This window comes from Amycolatopsis sp. NPDC051903 (assembly GCF_044452505.1).
Classification (GTDB): domain Bacteria; phylum Actinomycetota; class Actinomycetes; order Mycobacteriales; family Pseudonocardiaceae; genus Amycolatopsis.
Window position 1 is genome coordinate 83,068 of sequence record NZ_JBITBT010000003.1, and the last position, 15,854, is coordinate 98,921.

At 72.1% G+C, this 15,854-nt stretch carries 19 protein-coding genes; 7 read left to right on the forward strand and 12 right to left on the reverse strand.

Features of this window, described 5'->3' with window-relative positions:
* Nucleotides 1-75 precede the first annotated feature (75 nt).
* Genes ACIA77_RS08005 through nth form a run of 4 tightly spaced genes read right to left on the reverse strand, consistent with a single transcriptional unit; the run spans nt 76 to nt 3,248 of the window.
* Entirely contained in the window at nt 76-1,260 is a 1,185-nt protein-coding gene (locus ACIA77_RS08005; RefSeq protein WP_395885061.1) for a MarP family serine protease, read from the reverse strand.
* 4 nt (nt 1,261-1,264) lie between these two features.
* Nucleotides 1,265-1,972, reverse strand: a complete 708-nt coding sequence (locus tag ACIA77_RS08010) for an NUDIX hydrolase (RefSeq protein WP_395885062.1) — start codon at nt 1,970-1,972, stop codon at nt 1,265-1,267.
* Nucleotides 1,969-2,568 (reverse strand): TlpA family protein disulfide reductase, encoded by a 600-nt coding sequence (locus ACIA77_RS08015; RefSeq protein WP_395885063.1) that lies wholly within the window; start codon nt 2,566-2,568, stop codon nt 1,969-1,971. Before ACIA77_RS08015 ends, ACIA77_RS08010 begins: the two co-directional genes overlap by 4 nt.
* Nucleotides 2,565-3,248 carry an endonuclease III gene (nth, locus tag ACIA77_RS08020; protein ID WP_395885064.1) on the reverse strand — a complete coding sequence of 228 codons (684 nt, stop codon included), beginning with the start codon at nt 3,246-3,248 and terminating at the stop codon, nt 2,565-2,567. The genes ACIA77_RS08015 and nth overlap by 4 nt, the downstream gene beginning before the upstream one ends.
* Before the next feature lie 225 nt (nt 3,249-3,473).
* Here nth and ACIA77_RS08025 point away from each other — a divergent pair, with 225 nt between their 5' ends.
* The 4 genes from ACIA77_RS08025 to ACIA77_RS08040 all read left to right on the forward strand — a co-directional run bounded on the left by ACIA77_RS08025 (nt 3,474) and on the right by ACIA77_RS08040 (nt 7,800).
* The gene (locus ACIA77_RS08025) at nt 3,474-3,725 is read left to right on the forward strand and encodes a hypothetical protein (protein ID WP_204092841.1); all 252 of its coding nucleotides are present in this window, start codon (nt 3,474-3,476) and stop codon (nt 3,723-3,725) included.
* 159 nt (nt 3,726-3,884) lie between these two features.
* A complete protein-coding gene (locus ACIA77_RS08030) occupies nt 3,885-4,559 on the forward strand; it encodes a Crp/Fnr family transcriptional regulator (RefSeq protein ID WP_204092840.1) in 675 nt (224 codons plus the stop codon).
* A gap of 498 nt (nt 4,560-5,057) precedes the next feature.
* Nucleotides 5,058-6,320 (forward strand): MFS transporter, encoded by a 1,263-nt coding sequence (locus ACIA77_RS08035; protein ID WP_395885065.1) that lies wholly within the window; start codon nt 5,058-5,060, stop codon nt 6,318-6,320.
* 415 nt (nt 6,321-6,735) lie between these two features.
* Nucleotides 6,736-7,800, forward strand: a complete 1,065-nt coding sequence (locus ACIA77_RS08040) for a DNA polymerase III subunit beta (protein ID WP_395885066.1) — start codon at nt 6,736-6,738, stop codon at nt 7,798-7,800.
* An 8-nt stretch (nt 7,801-7,808) separates the two neighbouring features.
* On the opposite strand, the gene ACIA77_RS08045 is transcribed toward ACIA77_RS08040, so the two are convergent.
* Nucleotides 7,809-8,771: an Lrp/AsnC family transcriptional regulator gene (locus ACIA77_RS08045; protein WP_395885067.1), complete on the reverse strand. Its 963-nt coding sequence runs from the start codon at nt 8,769-8,771 to the stop codon at nt 7,809-7,811.
* 102 nt (nt 8,772-8,873) lie between these two features.
* Between ACIA77_RS08045 and ACIA77_RS08050 the strand changes: the two genes are divergently transcribed.
* On the forward strand, nt 8,874-9,722 hold the full coding sequence (locus tag ACIA77_RS08050) for a VOC family protein (protein WP_395885068.1): 849 nt from the start codon (nt 8,874-8,876) through the stop codon (nt 9,720-9,722).
* Nucleotides 9,723-9,727: 5 nt separating this feature from the next.
* Complete coding sequence (locus tag ACIA77_RS08055) at nt 9,728-10,927, forward strand: carboxylesterase/lipase family protein (protein WP_395885069.1); 1,200 nt, start codon at nt 9,728-9,730, stop codon at nt 10,925-10,927.
* A 66-nt stretch (nt 10,928-10,993) separates the two neighbouring features.
* Here ACIA77_RS08055 and ACIA77_RS08060 read toward each other — a convergent pair whose 3' ends face one another.
* The 7 genes from ACIA77_RS08060 to ACIA77_RS08090 all read right to left on the reverse strand — a co-directional run bounded on the left by ACIA77_RS08060 (nt 10,994) and on the right by ACIA77_RS08090 (nt 15,402).
* Nucleotides 10,994-11,248 carry a glutaredoxin family protein gene (locus ACIA77_RS08060; protein WP_395885070.1) on the reverse strand — a complete coding sequence of 85 codons (255 nt, stop codon included), beginning with the start codon at nt 11,246-11,248 and terminating at the stop codon, nt 10,994-10,996.
* Nucleotides 11,245-12,018 (reverse strand): MBL fold metallo-hydrolase, encoded by a 774-nt coding sequence (locus tag ACIA77_RS08065; RefSeq protein WP_395885071.1) that lies wholly within the window; start codon nt 12,016-12,018, stop codon nt 11,245-11,247. The genes ACIA77_RS08060 and ACIA77_RS08065 overlap by 4 nt, the downstream gene beginning before the upstream one ends.
* A gap of 2 nt (nt 12,019-12,020) precedes the next feature.
* The gene (locus ACIA77_RS08070) at nt 12,021-12,845 is read right to left on the reverse strand and encodes an NUDIX hydrolase (RefSeq protein ID WP_395885072.1); all 825 of its coding nucleotides are present in this window, start codon (nt 12,843-12,845) and stop codon (nt 12,021-12,023) included.
* 114 nt (nt 12,846-12,959) lie between these two features.
* Nucleotides 12,960-14,105 (reverse strand): hypothetical protein, encoded by a 1,146-nt coding sequence (locus ACIA77_RS08075; protein ID WP_395885073.1) that lies wholly within the window; start codon nt 14,103-14,105, stop codon nt 12,960-12,962.
* Between the two features lie 37 nt (nt 14,106-14,142).
* A complete protein-coding gene (locus ACIA77_RS08080) occupies nt 14,143-14,772 on the reverse strand; it encodes a hypothetical protein (RefSeq protein WP_204092833.1) in 630 nt (209 codons plus the stop codon).
* Complete coding sequence (locus tag ACIA77_RS08085) at nt 14,772-15,227, reverse strand: RidA family protein (RefSeq protein ID WP_395885074.1); 456 nt, start codon at nt 15,225-15,227, stop codon at nt 14,772-14,774. The genes ACIA77_RS08080 and ACIA77_RS08085 overlap by 1 nt, the downstream gene beginning before the upstream one ends.
* A gap of 13 nt (nt 15,228-15,240) precedes the next feature.
* Nucleotides 15,241-15,402 carry a DUF4177 domain-containing protein gene (locus tag ACIA77_RS08090; protein WP_005466698.1) on the reverse strand — a complete coding sequence of 54 codons (162 nt, stop codon included), beginning with the start codon at nt 15,400-15,402 and terminating at the stop codon, nt 15,241-15,243.
* A 187-nt stretch (nt 15,403-15,589) separates the two neighbouring features.
* Here ACIA77_RS08090 and ACIA77_RS08095 point away from each other — a divergent pair, with 187 nt between their 5' ends.
* On the forward strand, nt 15,590-15,838 hold the full coding sequence (locus ACIA77_RS08095) for a hypothetical protein (RefSeq protein WP_395885075.1): 249 nt from the start codon (nt 15,590-15,592) through the stop codon (nt 15,836-15,838).
* Nucleotides 15,839-15,854 lie beyond the last annotated feature (16 nt).

The following is a 15,854-nucleotide window of genomic DNA, read 5'->3' on the forward strand; positions in this document are numbered from 1 at the left end:
AGCCACGGCCATCGACTTGCGTAGCAACGGTTACGGCGCGCCCCGGGGGTGGCCTACTTGTAGCCGGATTGGTAATCAGCTCGCGCAGGCGCCGGTGCTGACGTTCGTCGTCTGCGACGGCGCCGCCGCGACCTCCGCGCGCACCTGGTCCGCCGTGAGCGTGAAGCCCGTGTCCGGATCCTCCACCGCGGCGCCGAACACCACGCCGATGACGTCGCCGTCCGGCGTGATCATCGGGCCGCCGGAGTTGCCGCTGCGGATGGTGGCCCGGATGGTGAACACGTCGCGCTGCACGGTGTTCGCGTCGTAGATGTCCGGGCCGCGCAGGTTGATGCGGCCGCGCACGCGGGCGGGCGTCGCGGTGTACGGACCGTCGAGCGGGTAGCCGAGCACGATCGCGTTGTCCCCGGCGCTGGCCGTCTCCTGCGCGAACGGCAGCGTCGGGGCGCTCAGGCCCGGCACGGCCAGTACGGCGATGTCGACCTCGGGGTTGAAGTACACGACACGGGCTCGGTAGTCGCCGCGGGTCGACTCGATGCCGACCTCGTCGGTGCCGGCGACCACGTGCGCGTTGGTCATCACGCGCTGCGGCGCGATCACGAACCCGCTGCCTTCCAGCGCCTTCGAGCACGACGGCGCGTTGCCGCGGATCTTCACCACGCTCGGGTGCACCCGGCGCGCGACCGCGGTGACGTTCATCGACGTGTCCGGCGGCGCGGTGTCCGCCGCCGGCGCCTTCTCGAACGGCGAGAGCGCCGACGGGAAACCCGACGCGTCGAGCAGCTTGCGCAGGTCGCTCGGCAGGCCCTGCGCCTCGGCCGGCATCAGGTCGTTGACCTCACCCAGCACGACCGAGGAGTTGATGGACTTCGCCAGTCCCGGGATCGCCGATACGGTCGTCAGCGGGTTCGCGACGAGCCACGCCACCACGAACACCGCGGCGGCCTGCACGATCGCGCCCAGCGTCTTGTCCACTCCGGACACCCGGTTCGGGCTGATCTTCTGGCGCAGCTTCCGCCCGGCCCACACGCCGAGCGTCTCCCCGAGCACCACGAGGAACACCACCACGGCGAGTGCGAACGCCACCTTCGCCACGGGGTTGTCGAACAGCTCGATCACGAACGGCGCCAGCTTCACCCCGAGCACGGCGCCGATGGCGACCCCGATCAGCGCGGGCAAGGCGACGATCACGCCCTGGACCGCCCCCGAGACGGCCGCCAGCACCGCCAGCACCACCACGAGGACATCGACCCAGTTCACGCCGTCACCCCTCGTCCGCCCTTCCCGGCGCCCCGTTTCTGGCCCGGTGTTCGGCCAACGCTACGTCAAGGTCACGCACGTCGCCGGTGTCCCACTCGCGCTCCCAGCCGCCGAGCGACAGCAGCACCGACAGCAGACCGGCGGTGAAGCCCCACACGAACAGGCCCTCCACGTCGAACGCCGGTCCGCGCCACGAGCTGCCGCGCTTCTGCACGCGGAAGCGGTTGGCCGGGTCGGCGAGGTCGGCGATCGAAACGCGCGCGACGGCCGCCGTCTCACCGGGGTCGACCGCGTGCACCGGCGAAGGTGTGTGCCAGTAGGCGAGCACCGGCGTCACCGCGAAGCGCGAGACGGGCACGGGCAGCTGCGGCAGGATCGCGACGGGCAGGATGCCGGAAGGGTCCACACCCGTCTCCTCCTCGGCCTCGCGCAAGGCCGTGCCGACGGGTCCGCCGTCGCCGTCCTCAGCGCCGCCGCCCGGGAAGGCGACCTGGCCCGCGTGCGAGCCGAGGGTGTCGGCGCGGCGCTGCAGCAGCACGTCGGGACCGTCGGCGCGCTCGCCGAACAGGATCAGCACCGCGGCCGAGCGCGTGAGCTGCTCGGGGTCGAGGTCGAAGCGCGTGAACGTGCGGCTGTCGACGTCACCGGCCACCTTGACCAGCGGCCGCAGCCACTCCGGCACGGCTTCGGGCTCGACGAGGGGACCGGTCATGAGTAGTCCTTCACGGCTGCGCGCACCTGGTCGGTGCTGTCGAACGTGCGGGGGTTCGAGATGAAGTGCACCTGGCCGTCGGGCGTCACCACGTACGACGCGGGCAGCGAGGGGACTTTGAGCGCGGTGCGGATCGGCCCGGCCTGGTCGTTGCCGTCGTAGACCGACGGCAGGTGGACCCCGAGGTCGTGCAGCAGGCCGAGGCCGTCGGCGGCCGGGCTGGCGGTTTGCACTCCGACCACGCGCACGGCGCCGGGCTCGGCCGCGTAGCGCTGGAGGACCGGCAGCTCGGTGCGGCACGGCACGCACCAGGAGGCCCACACGTTCACCAGCGTCGGGCCGCCGGCGAGGATCTTGCTGACGGCCACGCGCGAACCGTCGCCGAGGCAGTCGGCCTGGATGCCGGAGAGCTGCCCGACGGCCGGACCGGACGCGGCGGGCGGGCAGGCCTGCAGGGCGGCCGCGGCGCGGGCGGCGGTGAGGTCACCGGTCGCCGCCGGCGCGTCCTTCGAGCCCCCGCGCGTCGTGAGCACGGCAACGAGCACCGCGACCACCAGGACCGCGACGCCGAGTGCCCACTTGGTGACCGTTGTCACCCGCGCGCCGCCAGCTCGAGGATGTGCTCACGCTCCTCGCCCTTGACCAGCTTCGCGGCGACCTCGAACTCGGTGGGCCCGAGGCCGTAGGAGGGGCAGTCCTTCTTGAGCGGGCAGGCACCGCAGGCGGGCTTGCGGGCGTGGCACACGCGGCGACCGTGGAAGATCACACGGTGGGACAGCATCGTCCAGTCCTTGCGCGGGATCAGCTCACCCACGGCGAACTCGACCTTGACCGGGTCCTCCTCGACCGTCCACCCCCAGCGGCGCACGAGCCGGCCGAAGTGCGTGTCGACGGTGATGCCGGGTTTGCCGAACGCGTTGCCGAGCACGACGTTGGCCGTTTTGCGCCCCACGCCGGGCAGCGTGACGAGATCGTCCAGTTTGTTGGGAACCTCACCGTCGAAGCGCTCGACGAGCGCCGCGCCGAGTCCCATCACCGAGTTGGCCTTGGCCCTGAAAAACCCGGTGGGCCTGAGGAATTCCTCGAGTTCGGTGCGATCGGCGCCCGCGTAGGAGGCCGCGGTCGGGTAGCGCTTGAACAGCGCGGGCGTGACCATGTTCACGCGGACGTCGGTCGTCTGCGCCGACAACACGACCGCGACCAGCAGTTCCAGCGGATTCGTGAAGTCGAGCTCGGCTTTCGCGTCCGGATAAACCTCGTCGAGGCAACGCTTCATACGCCGGGCGCGTCTCACCAAGGCGAGCCGGCTCTCACCGGCGTCCTCTCGGGGGGCGTTCGTGACGGCAGGTGGCACCCCGATAGCCTACGGGCGCGTCGGACGAGCCGGGCGGGAGCACCCGCCGGTGGACGGCCGACACGCCAGAGCACCACCTCGGCGCACCGTGTGCCGCGAGGAGCGAGGATCTGGAGCGATGCTTACTTTCAGTAGTGGATCCGCGTCATGACCGCGTGGTTCGTGATCCTGGTCCCCTTGGTGATCATGTTCTTCGCGCTGTTCATGGAGCGCGTGGAGAGCCGTCTCAAGCACGTCGCGGTGCAGGAGAACGAGGTCGAGGAGTTCCTGGAGCAGGCACAACCCAACGAGGTCAGGGCCCTGTACGGCCACGGCATCGGCCGTGCGCTGGAGCTGTTCCGGCTCCGCAGGCTGGGCGGACGGGCAGCCAGGCTACGCGCGCGACGCGTGCGGAGTTAGGCTCCCTGTTCGTGCGAGATCGTCTCCGACCCCCGCGCCCTGCGCGGCGAGCCGACGGGCGATCTCGCCGACACGCCCTAGACTGACGCGAAAGTGATCGGCGACACTGCCTCCGACCTGCGGAGGAAGTGATCGTTTCTCGACGAGGAGGCACCCGAGGTGGACGAAACCCTGGCCCGTGCGGGCATTTTCCAGGGTGTTGAGCCGGCAGCCGCTGAGGCGCTGGCCCAAACCTTGGAATCCGTGGAGTTCCCCCGCGGCCATGTCATCTTCAGCGAGGGCGAGCCGGGCGACAAGCTCTACATCATCCAGTCCGGCAAGGTCAAGATCGGCCGCAAGTCACCGGACGGCCGCGAGAACCTGCTGGGGATCTTCGGCCCGTCCGACATGTTCGGCGAGCTCTCCATCTTCGACCCGGGCCCCCGCACGTCGAGCGCGACCACGGTCACCGAGGTCCGCGCCGTCACCATGGACCGCCCGGCGCTGCGCCAGTGGATCTCGACACGGCCGGAGATCGCGGAGCAGCTGCTGCGCGTCGTGGCCCGCAGGCTGCGCCGGACGAACAACATGGTCGCCGAGCTGATCTTCACCGATGTGCCCGGCCGCGTGGCGCGCGCGCTGCTTCAGCTGGCGCAGCGCTTCGGCAGCCAGGAGGCCGGCCTGCTGCGCGTGACCCACGACCTCACGCAGGAGGAGATCGCCCAGTACGTCGGCGCCTCCCGCGAGACCGTCAACAAGGCCCTCGCCGACTTCGCCCACCGCGGCTGGCTGCGGCTCGAGGGCAAGAGCGTGCTGATCCTCGACCCGGAGCGGCTGGCGCGGCGCGCTCGCTGAGTTTCGTCTCGTTCGAAGGCCACCCCTCGCGTTCGCGCGGCGGGTGGCCTTCGGCGTTCCCGGAGTGATGCCCGTCCCCCACACGAGCGGACTCGGCGGTTCGAGCCGTGTCGCGCGCGGAATTTGGGACGCGAAGGGCAAAAAATGACGAGGAGCCGGGCGCCACCCCCGACGTGGCGCACCGGCTCCTCGCGTGCGCGCGGACCATCCCCCGACGATCCGCGCTCCCCGCCCTCCGGTTCAGGCCCCGACCCGTACGCCGGAGGGAGCTGGGTTTGTGCTGTTGTTCAACCATCATGGCCCCTACCCACGAATTCAAGGCCATTCACTCTCAAGGACGCCCCTTCGGCCATTTCGTTGCACGAGTTCACTGAGAATCCATAGAGCGTTACAGGATCGAGACCTCAGCGGCGTAACTCCCGGCCCCGGTCCGACGGTGACGCAGCTGACCGGAAAATAACTGGTACTTTCGTACCACTCCCCGGCATACTGGTACGCGTGTCCCACTCTGCTCACTCCGAAGGCCGCACAACGCTCGCCGACTACCGTGCCGCGCTGAGGGCGCCCGGCTCTCGCCGCCCGGTCGTCGCGTCGGTGCTCGCGCGCTTGCCGATCGCGATGATCGGCATCTCCGCGCTGCTGTACGTGCAGCGCGAAACCGGTTCTTTCGCTGCAGCGGGGCTGGTTTCCGCCAGCTCGCTCGTCGGCGTGTCCGTGGGCGCGGTGGTGCAGGGGCGCCTGATCGACCGCTACGGGCCGACGCGTCCGCTGCTGGCCGTGGTGGCGCTGTTCGTGGTGTCGATGGCCGCGCTGGCCGTCGCGATCGAGGCACACGCGGCGACGTTCGTGCTGGTCGCGCTGGCCGCCGCGACGGGCCTTTCGGAGCCGATGATCGGCTCGGCTTCGCGAGCGTTGTGGACGAAGCTGCTGCCCGAAGGCTCCGCGCGCAACGCGGCCTTCTCGTACGAAGCCATCAGCATGGAGGTGTTCTTCATCCTCGGCCCGGGCATCGCGGGTCTGCTGATCACGGCGCCGTGGGCCGGCACCGGCATGGTCGTGGGCGCCGCGGCGATGGCGACGGGCGCGACGGTGTTCGCGCTGAGCCCGGCGGTGCGCGCGTGGGGCCCGGCGCCGCGGGCGAAGTCCCGGCTGCTGGGTGCGCTCGCCGGCCCGGGCATGCGGACGCTGGCCGTGGCCGCGCTCGGTTTCGGCGTGGTGATCGGCTTCGTGGAGGTGGCCGTTCCCGCCGCCGCAACCGAATCCGGCCACGCCGCGCTGAGCGGCTTGCTGCTGTCGGCGTGGTCGCTGACGTCGGTGGCGTTCGGCGTGGCCTACAGCCTGCACCCCTGGCCGCGCCGGCTCGGCCTGCGCCTGCCCGCGCTGCTGGGCGGGTTCGGGGCGCTGGTCGCGCTGCTGGCGCTGCCGTCGTCCTTGTGGGGCCTCGCGCTGCTGATGTTGCTCGCCGGTGCCCTCATCACGCCCCAGTCGACGACCCACTCGACCGCCATCGAGGTCGTCGCCCCGAGCGGCACCGCGGCCGAGGCCTTCGGCTGGGTCCTCACGGCGGTGACGCTCGGCCTCGCCGCGGGCCAGTCCGTGAGCGGCTACCTGGTCGAACACGCCGGCCCGAGCGCTTCGTTCCTGGCGGCCGGCGCGGCCGGCCTCGCGCTGGCCGCGGTCGTCTGGCTGATGCGCGGCACGGTGCGGCAGCAGGCCCCGGAACCGACCGACTCGGGCGAACTGGTGCCCGCGGGGCGGTAGGCCGCTGGCGGTATGCGGAGACGGGCTCGGCGCGTGAGTGCCGGGCCCGTTTTCGTGCTCAGCCGAGGCTGCGCGCGGCGGGGCTCCGCCAAGTCAGCGGAGTCAGCTGCGACTCCTTGGATCGCGCGACGGGTCCGGCAGGCGACTGCGGGGCCCGACGTCGCAATCGGCCGGGCTGTGCGCGACGGTGTCCGAGCGACCGGCCCTTGGCTGGGCTGCGGCTCCGCCAATTCAGCGAGCCTGCAGCCTCGCGGCACCTTCCGAGCTCAGCCACCTCGGTGAGCTTCGAGGCGTGTCGGCGGATGGCTGCCGCAGCCGGGTCCGGTGGGCCCGGAGAGGTCGATCGTTTGCTCGTTTTCACTGGTCAACGGTCCGGCCCGCGGTTTTGTCGGTGCCCATCGCTAGCTTGTCGGGCATGGATGTGACGGCTCCGACGCGGCGGTTGTCCGCGGCTGTGAACGCCGCGGCTCGGCTGGTGCCGCGGGTGGCGGTGCGGCTGCGCGCCGATGCGGGTGGGCTCGAGGTTGCCGCCAGCGACCGTGACCTGTCGGTGCGGTTGGCGTGCCCGGCGACGACCCACGTCGACGGGGAGGTGCTCGTGCCGGCGGCCCCGCTGGCCGAGACGGTGAAGATGCTCGACGCCGACGTGGTGCGGCTGGTCGTCGAGGGCAGCCGGCTGGCGGTGCGCGTGGAAGGGGCGCGCTTCGCCTTGCCGTTGCTGGACCGGGGTGCCCGGGTGGAGCCCGCGCAGCCACCGCGACTGTCCGAAGTAGACGGATCGGTGTTCGCGGCGGCCGTGCGCACGGTTGCCGGCACGGCCGCGAAGGACGACCCGCTGCCGGTCTTCACGGGCGTGCGCGTGCAGACCGACGGCGACGACCTCGTGCTCACCGCGTCGGACCGCTACCGGATGGCGGTGGCGCGGGTGCCGGTGCGAGCGGCGTGGGGGCCGCTCGACGTCCTGGTGCCCGCGCGCCTGCTCACCGAGGCCACGCGCCAGGCGTCGGGCCCGGTCAGCCTCCACGCGGACCCCGCCCACTTCGGCCTCGGCTGGCCCGGCGGCACCCTCACCACCGCCGTCCTCGACGCCGGTTTCCTCTCCGCCGACACCATCCCCCGCGACGCCGTCGACACCGAGGTCGCGCTGCCCGCCGACGCGCTCGCCGCGGCGGTCCGCCGAGTCGGCGTGTACGCCGAAGACCGCCGCGTCCTCACGCTCGAAGTGGGCGACTCGCACGTCCGCCTGGCCAGCGCCCGTGCCGACACGGGCGAAGCCGAGGAAACCCTGAAGGCAAACGTTTGCGGCGGCCGCACCTCGCCGTCCTTCCAGGCCCGCTACCTCCTCGACGCCCTCGCCCCCTTCTCCGGCACCACCGTCCGGCTGGCCATCCAGCCGGGGCTGCGGGCGTGCGTCGTGCGGGCGGCCGAAGAGCAGGAGGTGGACCTGACGTACCTGCTGATGCCGATGCTGCCCCGCTGACTCCGGCCTCAGGACTGCCAACTGCCGGACCGCTTGATCGTCCGGATCATCGGCGCCGTCTCGATGTGCTGGACGCCCGGGAGGGAGCCGAGGCGGGTGGCGAGGAAGGTGTAGAGGGCGTCGTCGTCGCGGAGACCGACGGAGATGACCAGGTTGGTGGGGCCGGTGGTGGCCGCCACGAGCGCGACTTCGGCGTAGGTGGCGACCTCGCGCGCGACCGCGTCGAGACGGGCGGGCGTGACGCTGAGCCACAGCAGCGCCGACAGGGAGGCCCCGAGCCGAACGGCGTCGACCTCGACGTCGAAGTACAGGGCACCCGAGGCGCGGAGGTGGTCCAGGCGGCGGCGGACGGTCGTCTCCGAGCGGCCCGACGCGGCGGCCAAGGTCGACAAAGCGGCACGCCCGTCGTGGGCCAGCGCGGCGAACAGGCCCTCGTCGCCCGGTTCCGAACGCAGGGGCACAGCGGCGGGCGAAGGCGTGAGCGCGGCAACCTGCTCCGGCGACAGGGCGCTCGCCCGGCCGGGCCACCCCGACGGGCCGCCCGCGAAGCGCCGGAGCAAGCGGTGCGCCGTCACGGACACCACGCGCGGCGTGCGCGGCAACTGGCCGAGCAGCAGACCGGAATCGGCCTCCTGGCGCGGTGCCGACGTGTAACACGCGATCTCGGTGCCGCCCGAGGTGAGGCTGACCCACGTCGTGTCGTCGCGGCGCGCGAGGGCGGTGGCGATGGCCCCGGCGGCCTCGGGCATGCAGCGCACGCGCAGGAGCCATTGCACGCGCCTCAGCACCGTCACCTCAGGCACACCGACCACCCGCACGACACCCGTCGAGCGCAGCCGGTGGTAGCGACGCGCCACCGTCTGGTCCGACACGTCCAGCACCTGCGCCAGCCGGCTGAACGGCACGCGCCCGTCGAGCTGGAACGCGTGCACGAGCCGCCGGTCGAGCTCGTCCAGCTGATCGGAATCCACCAGAACAGCCTAGATCCTGTCGGATATCGAGCACATCTCGTCCACGACCAGTCCGAACCGCCAAGGAAGGCGACAGTCGACGGAGTCAGAACGGAGCCCCCCATGAACCTCGACCACACCGTCTTCCTCGCTCGCGACTACGCCGCCGTCTGGCAGCTGCACGAGCGCCTCGGCTTCACCCTCAGCCCGCCCTCGCGGCACAAAGCCGCCCGAACGAGCGGCAGCGAGCCCGCGCTCAGCTGCACCGCCAACCGCTGCGCCTACTTCGGCGACTCGTTCATCGAGCTGATCGGCATCGTCGACGCGGACGCCGGCGACCCGTGGCACGTCCTCCCGATCGTCGCGCTCGGCGACGGACTGCACGGCCTCTCGTTCGGCGGAGAAGACTCCGCCACCGCCGAACGACGGCTGCGCGAAGCCGGGCTCTCGACCTCAGGCGTGCTCGCCCTCCAGCGCGACGTCGACCTGCCCGAAGGCCCCCGCACCGCACGCTTCCGCAGCGTTCACCTCCGGCGCGACCGCACCCCCGAAGGCATCCTGCACACCGCCGAGCACCTCACGCCCGAATACGTGCACCAGCCCCGCTACCTCACCCACCCCAACGGCGCGAAGGGTCTCCACAGCGTGCAGCTCGTGGTCGCCGACGCCGAACTGCCCGCGTACCTCGAGCGCTACGAGCAGATCCTCGGCCGGCCGCCCTCGGGGACGTCGTTCCCGCTCGGCACCGGCCGGCTCGACCTCGTCCCCGCCGGTCGGCTCGACGAAGTGCTCCCCGGTGAGCTAGCACCCCGCCTGCCGTACTTCGCGGCGCAGACCGTCGCCGTCGAAAACCTCGATGCGGCAAGGAAGTTCGCCGCCGAAGCGGGCGTCCCCACCGTCGACACGCGCGACGGCTTCTTCGTCCCGGCCGCCCACGCGGGCGGCGCGGCCCTCGGCTTCGCGGAAAGGTGAGCACGATGATCGTCGAAACCAGCACCGGCCAGGTCCGCGGCGCGAACGGCGCGTTCCGCGGCATCCCATACGCCCGGCAGCGCCGCTTCCAGCCGCCCACCCCGGCCGAACCCTGGACCGGCGTGCGCGACGCGCTCGAACCCGGCCCCGCGGCCGTCCAGCCGCCGTCCCGGCTCGCGCCCGTGATCGGGCCGATGTCGCTGCCGCAGTCGGAGGACTGCCTGTCCCTCACCGTCTTCACGCCCTCGACGACCGGCAGCCGCCCGGTGCTCGTGTGGATCCACGGCGGCGCGTTCGTCACCGGCTCCGGCGGCCAGGACTGGTACGACGGCACGCGGCTGGCGCAGGACGCCGACGCGGTGGTCGTCACGATCAACTACCGCCTCGGCGTGTTCGGGTTCCTCGCGCTCGACGGCGTCGCCCCGGCCAACCTCGGCATCGCCGACCAGCTCGCGGCCCTGGAGTGGGTGCGCGACAACATCGCGGCGTTCGGCGGCGACCCCCGCCGCGTCACGCTCGCCGGCCAGTCGGCGGGCGCGCAGTCGACGCTCACGCTCTGGTCCGCCCCGCGCGCCCAGGGCCTCGTGCACCAGGTGGCGCTGCAGAGCGCCCCGGTCGGCCTGGCGCCGCAAACCCCGGCCGAAGCCGCGGGCTGGGCGGAGAAGTACCTCGCCGCTCTCGGCGCCGGGCCCACCGATCTCGCCACCCTGCCGGCCGACCGGCTGCTCGACGGGCTCGGCGTCCTCGCCAAGGAACTGCAGGGCCAGATCGTCCCGCCGTTCCAGCTCGTCGCCGATGACGACCTCGTCGCCGGCGACCTGATCGCCGCCGCGAAACCGGGGCGCGCCCTGCTCAGCTGGACCCGCGACGAGGTCCGCGCCTACGGACCGGACGCGCCCCCGGAGGAGATCGAGCGGCGCACCACCGCGCTGTTCAGCGGCGACCTGCCGAGGCTGGCCAAGCAGTTCGGGCCGGACGCGACGCTCATGCGCTTCGACTGGGGCGCGCCCGGCAACCCGTACGGCGCCGCGCACTGCATCGACGTCCCGTTCCTCTTCGGCACCCACGACGAGACGCCGGGTGCGGCGTTGCTCGAAGGCGCCCCCCAAGGCCTCCCCGACGTCGGGGACCTCCGGCGCATCTGGGGACAGTTCCTGCACGGCGAACGGCCGGTGATCGACAGCCCGCTGCTCACCGCGTTCTGAACACGACAGTGCCGAACGGCACGAGGGCCGCTCACCACCACCGGTGAGCGGCCCTCGCGCAAGCGATCAGGCGGCGGACTCGGCCTTCACCGCGGCCTCGACCTCGTCGAACGTCGGGTTCACGAGCGCGGTCGAACCGATGATCACGGTCGGCACGGTCTCGTTGCCGTCCGCCACCGCGCGCACTCGCTCGGCCGCCCCCGGCTCCTCCCAGATGTTGATCTCCTTGACGTTCAGGCCGCTCGCCATCAGCGGCCGCCGCAGCGCCGCGCAGAAGCCGCAGCCCGGCCGCCAGTAGAACTCGACCTCGACGTCACTCATCGCCCGTCCTCCGAAGCACGTAGGTAGTCCAGCTGCGCCCGCACGCTCTGCTCGGCGGGCGCCCACAGCGCCCGGTCGACATCGGCGTACACGATCTCCACGACCTGTCGCGGCGACGCGTCCGCCCCGAGCACCTTCAACGCCGAACGCACCTGGTCCAGCCGCTGTTCCCGATGGGCGAGGTATTCGCGAGCCGTCGCGGGCAGGTTCGGCAGCTCCGGACCGTGTCCGGGCAGGCCGGGCGTGCCGTCGGGCAGCTCGATGAGCTTGCGCAGGGACCGCAGGTAGTCGCCGAGGTCCTTGAGCACGGTCGTGCCGCGGCCGAGGATCGTGTCACCGGTGAGGAGCCGGCCGGCGAAGTGCAGCGACACGGAATCGTCGGTGTGGCCGGGCGTGTGCAGCACGCGGAACTCGAGCCCGCCCGCGGTGAGCACCTCGCCGTCGGCCAACGGGTCGGCGCCGAGGCACAGCGACGCGTCGAACGCCCGCACCGGCGCGCCGACGCGCTCGGCGAACCACGGCGCACCCTCGGCGTGGTCGGCGTGGTGGTGGGTCAGCAGCACGAGCTCGACAGCGCCGACAGCCGCGAGCTTCTCCAGGTGCTCCAGGTCGTGGTACCCCGGGTCGACGACCACGGCGGCCGACGCCTCGGGCGCGCGAAGCACCCAGCTGTTGGTGCCCTCGAGCGTCATCGTCGACGGGTTGTTCTCCAGCAGCACCTGCGCGTTCTCCGAGACGCGGCGCAGCACGCCGTACGCGGGAGCGGTCACCTTCAGGCCTCCGTCGGGTCGAGCACGACACGGAACTTGTCGCCGTCCTGGATCAGGGTCGGCATGGTCCTCACGATCTCGCGCGGCGCGGCGAGCAGGTCGTCGGCCGTGGCGAACTCGTCGAGGTCGGTGAGGGTGAGCCAGGTCGGCGGCATCAGCGTGCGGCGGCCCTCGCGCGCGTCGCCGATCGCGGCGGCGGGGCGCTGCCAGCCGGTGGCGTGGGCTTCGGACGTCGCGCCGTCCGCGCGCTGGCCCTCGGGCAGCTTCGCGGAGAAGAACCGCGTGTCGTAGCGGCGCGGTTCCTGCGGCGGGGTCACCCAGTGCGCGAACGGCCGCAGCAGGTCGGCGCGCAGCGTCAGCCGGGCGTCTTCGAGGAACGCGGCGAGCGAGATCTCCCGGCTCTCCAAGGCTTTGCGGGCTTCGCCGTACGGCGTGACGTCGGCGACCACGGCGTCTTCGGTGCCCGCCAGCAGCACGCCGGACTCTTCGAACGTCTCGCGCACCGCCGCGCACACGAGCGCGCGGGCGAGGCTCTCGTCGCACGTGAACTGCCCAGCCCACCAGCTCGCCGGGGGCCCGGCCCACGCGACGGACGCGTCGGCGTCGCGCGGGTCCACCCCGCCGCCGGGGAACACGGTCATGCCGCCGGCGAAGGGCATGCCCTTGACGCGGTGCTGGAGAAAGACCTCGACGCCCTGGGACCCGTCGCGCACGAGGATCACCGTCGCGGCGTCCTTGGGTGTCACGGGCGGCCCGTCGGCGTTCGCCTTCGTGCCCACGCCGGCCCCCACGGGGATGTCGAAGACGAATTCACGCGGCCGATCCACCGGGGCAACATACCTCGCAGCCGTGACCTGACGCCCGCAACTTGTGACATATCGCCGACGCAGCGCAGCCCCCGGGCCGCAAGCGGGCCGGGGGCTGCGTCGAGCGTCAGACCGTCAGGACGACGACCACCGCTGGTCGCCACCGCCGGAGCGCGACGCACCGTTCAGCCGCAGGCGAGCCGCCTCGGCGCGCTCGCGCTCGGCGAGCTCCTCGTGCAGCTCGCGCAGCAGGGCGCGATCGCGTTCGGACAGGCTCGGGTCGTCCAGGTCGAGAGCGGGCAGCTCGACGACCTCGTGCAGGCTCGGCTTGCCCGCGGCGATCTCGCGGCCCTTCTCGGGGTCTTCGGCCAGCGCCTGGCGCAGCTGGGCGACCTCGGCGGGCGTCAGGTCGGCGGTGCGCTCGGCACGCGTCTCCGACCGCGACTTGCGCGGGTTGTCCGTCTGCGAAACCGGCGGGTTCTGCACGATCGGCACCACGGGCGCGACCGGCTGGTCCGGCTCCGCCCGCATGCTGTGCCGGCTCGGGGCCTCGACGACGGGCTCGACCACGGGGGCCGGCGCCGGCGTCGGCACGGGGGCCGGCGGCGGCGGGGTCACCACCGGCTCGGGCCGGTAGTCCGTGGTCGTGTGCGTGCTGCCCGTGACCCACACCGGTGTCGCGACGGCCGAGGCCGACTGGTGGTAGTCGGACCGCGCGACGCCCGGGCCGCTGACCTCGACGACGGAGCGGATGCCGGCGCGGCGCAGGGCCGTGTCGACGCGGAAAGCGACCGCGGGCGGGTTGCCCTCGGGGCCCAGCTCCACCAGCACCACGCGCTGCGGCAACGCGCCCGGCACGCTGCCGGCCGGCGTGTTGCGCCACACCGCGTGCACCGAGCGGACGTCCGGCAGCACCTGCAGGGTGCGGTCGAGCGCCTCAGCCAGCCCGAACTCGGGCTGGTTGTCCCCGGTGAAGCGGTGGCCGTGGACCTGCTCGGCCTCGTCGACCAGCAGGTCGTTGGCGAGCGTCGCATCGGACCGGCTCATCTCGAGCACCAGCGCCAGTTCACGCTGTTCGGTCGAGCTCACCGGGATGCGGCCCGCGATGAGCGTGCCGGTGGTCAGCTCCACCGCTTCGTCGATGTGCGCGCGGGCGATCAGCTCGCGCGCTTCGGTCAGCGCGCTGTCGTCGATGCGGCCCGCCAGGGCCAGCAACAAGTTGTGCAGGCGCAGGGGCACCGAGAACCCGTCCATCGGCGGGCCGTCGTGAACCTCCACCATTGCTCTGCTCCTCCCAGCTCGCCTGGCGGCACGAGCGTTAAGCGGCGACGAGTCGATTACCGGAGCCCGCGGCGCCGACGCAGACCAGCTCGGAGTTGGCGAGCGCGGCCCGGTGGTACCCGGGAAGGTCGAAGCGCGGCGGGATGACCTCGACGCTGGGTTCCTCGTCCCCCAGCACCCGCAGCACCCGCTGCAGCTCGCCGGTGAGCCTCGGCAGGCCCGACGTCGCCGTCACCAGCAGGACACGCTTGGCCCCACCCTCACCGACCACACCGAGGTGTCGCCAGCTTTGCCGCACTTCCCCCACATCCGCGCGTCCCCGCAACGTTGCGTGGAGCAAGACGGACACAGAGTCGACGGAGTTCACCCATTCGGGCGCACTCTGCGTGAATGTGTACCTGGTCTCGGTGACGTCGTCTACCCCCAGCGTGGAACTCACCTGGTGCCAGTCGGCGCCGTGCGGGATGAGACCCGCGACGAGCAGGCGGTACTCGGTTTGGTCCAAATCGATCCTGTGCTTAAGCAAAGACCTGGGCAGGGTGCGCGCGAGCGTCCCCATGGCGCCTTCGCCGAGCCAGTCGCGGAACCGCCACAGCAACTGGTCGGGCGTACGGCCCGCCAGCCGGATCAGCAGCTCGTGCAGGGACTGTTCGATGTCGGGGTCCATCACTTCACCTCCACGATCAGTTCGACCTCCACGGGCGCCCCGATGGGCAGCTCCGCGACGCCGACGGCCGAGCGGGCGTGCTTGCCCGCGTCGCCGAAGACCTCACCGAGCAGCTCGGACGCACCGTTGATCACGGCGGGCTGGCCGGTGAAGCCCTCCGCGGACGCGACGAAGCCGACCACCTTCACGATCCGCACCACCGAGTCGATGCCGACGAGGGCGTGCACCGCCGCCAGCGCGTTGAGCACCGACGTGCGGGCGTGGCCCTTGGCCTCCTCGGGGCTGACCTCCGCGCCGACCTTGCCGGTCGCGGCGAGCGTGCCGTCGACGAACGGCAGCTGCCCGGACGTGTACACGTGCGCGCCGCTCTGCACAGCCGGCACGTACGCGGCCAGCGGCGCGGCGACACCGGGCAGCTCGATGCCGAGCTCGGCGAGCCGGGAACTCCAGGTCACGTGTGTTTCCCCCTCAGTCTTTCGGGCGCTTGAGGTACGCGACGTGCTGTTCGCCGCTCGGGTTCGGGAGCACGGTGACGAGCTCCCAGCCGTCCTCACCCCACTGGTCGAGGATCTGCTTCGTCGCGTGGATCAGCAGGGGGACGGTGGCGTACTCCCATTTGGTGGCGCTCATGACCGGGGAGCGTAGCTGTATTTTTGGCCCCGGCTCCGCCGGGGCGTGCGAGATCGCCTTTGAGCACCGGCGCGATCTCGCGCTTTGGTCGGCAAAGGTCGGCTGGTTTTGGCGGCTGGTTCCGCGAAGAGTGCACTGAAGGAATTTGCGTCTGTGAAGGGCCGTCACAGCCGTTACGGTTGGCGGGGTGGAGACGTGGCGGATCGTCGCGACCGCCCTGCTCGCCGCGGCCGGGCTGCCGCTCGTGCTCGTGGTGATGGCCAAGGTGCGCGACCGCGTGAACAGCTCGGCGCAGGTCGCGATCGGCGGCGCCGTGACGTTCACGGCCCTCGTGGTGGTGGGCGTGCTCACGCTGACGGTGCTGCCCGCCGCGCTCACCTGGACCCTCGTCGCGGCGACCGCGGCTGCGGTCGGCGTCATGGTGCTCGCCAGCTGAGGGCCGGTTTAGTGTT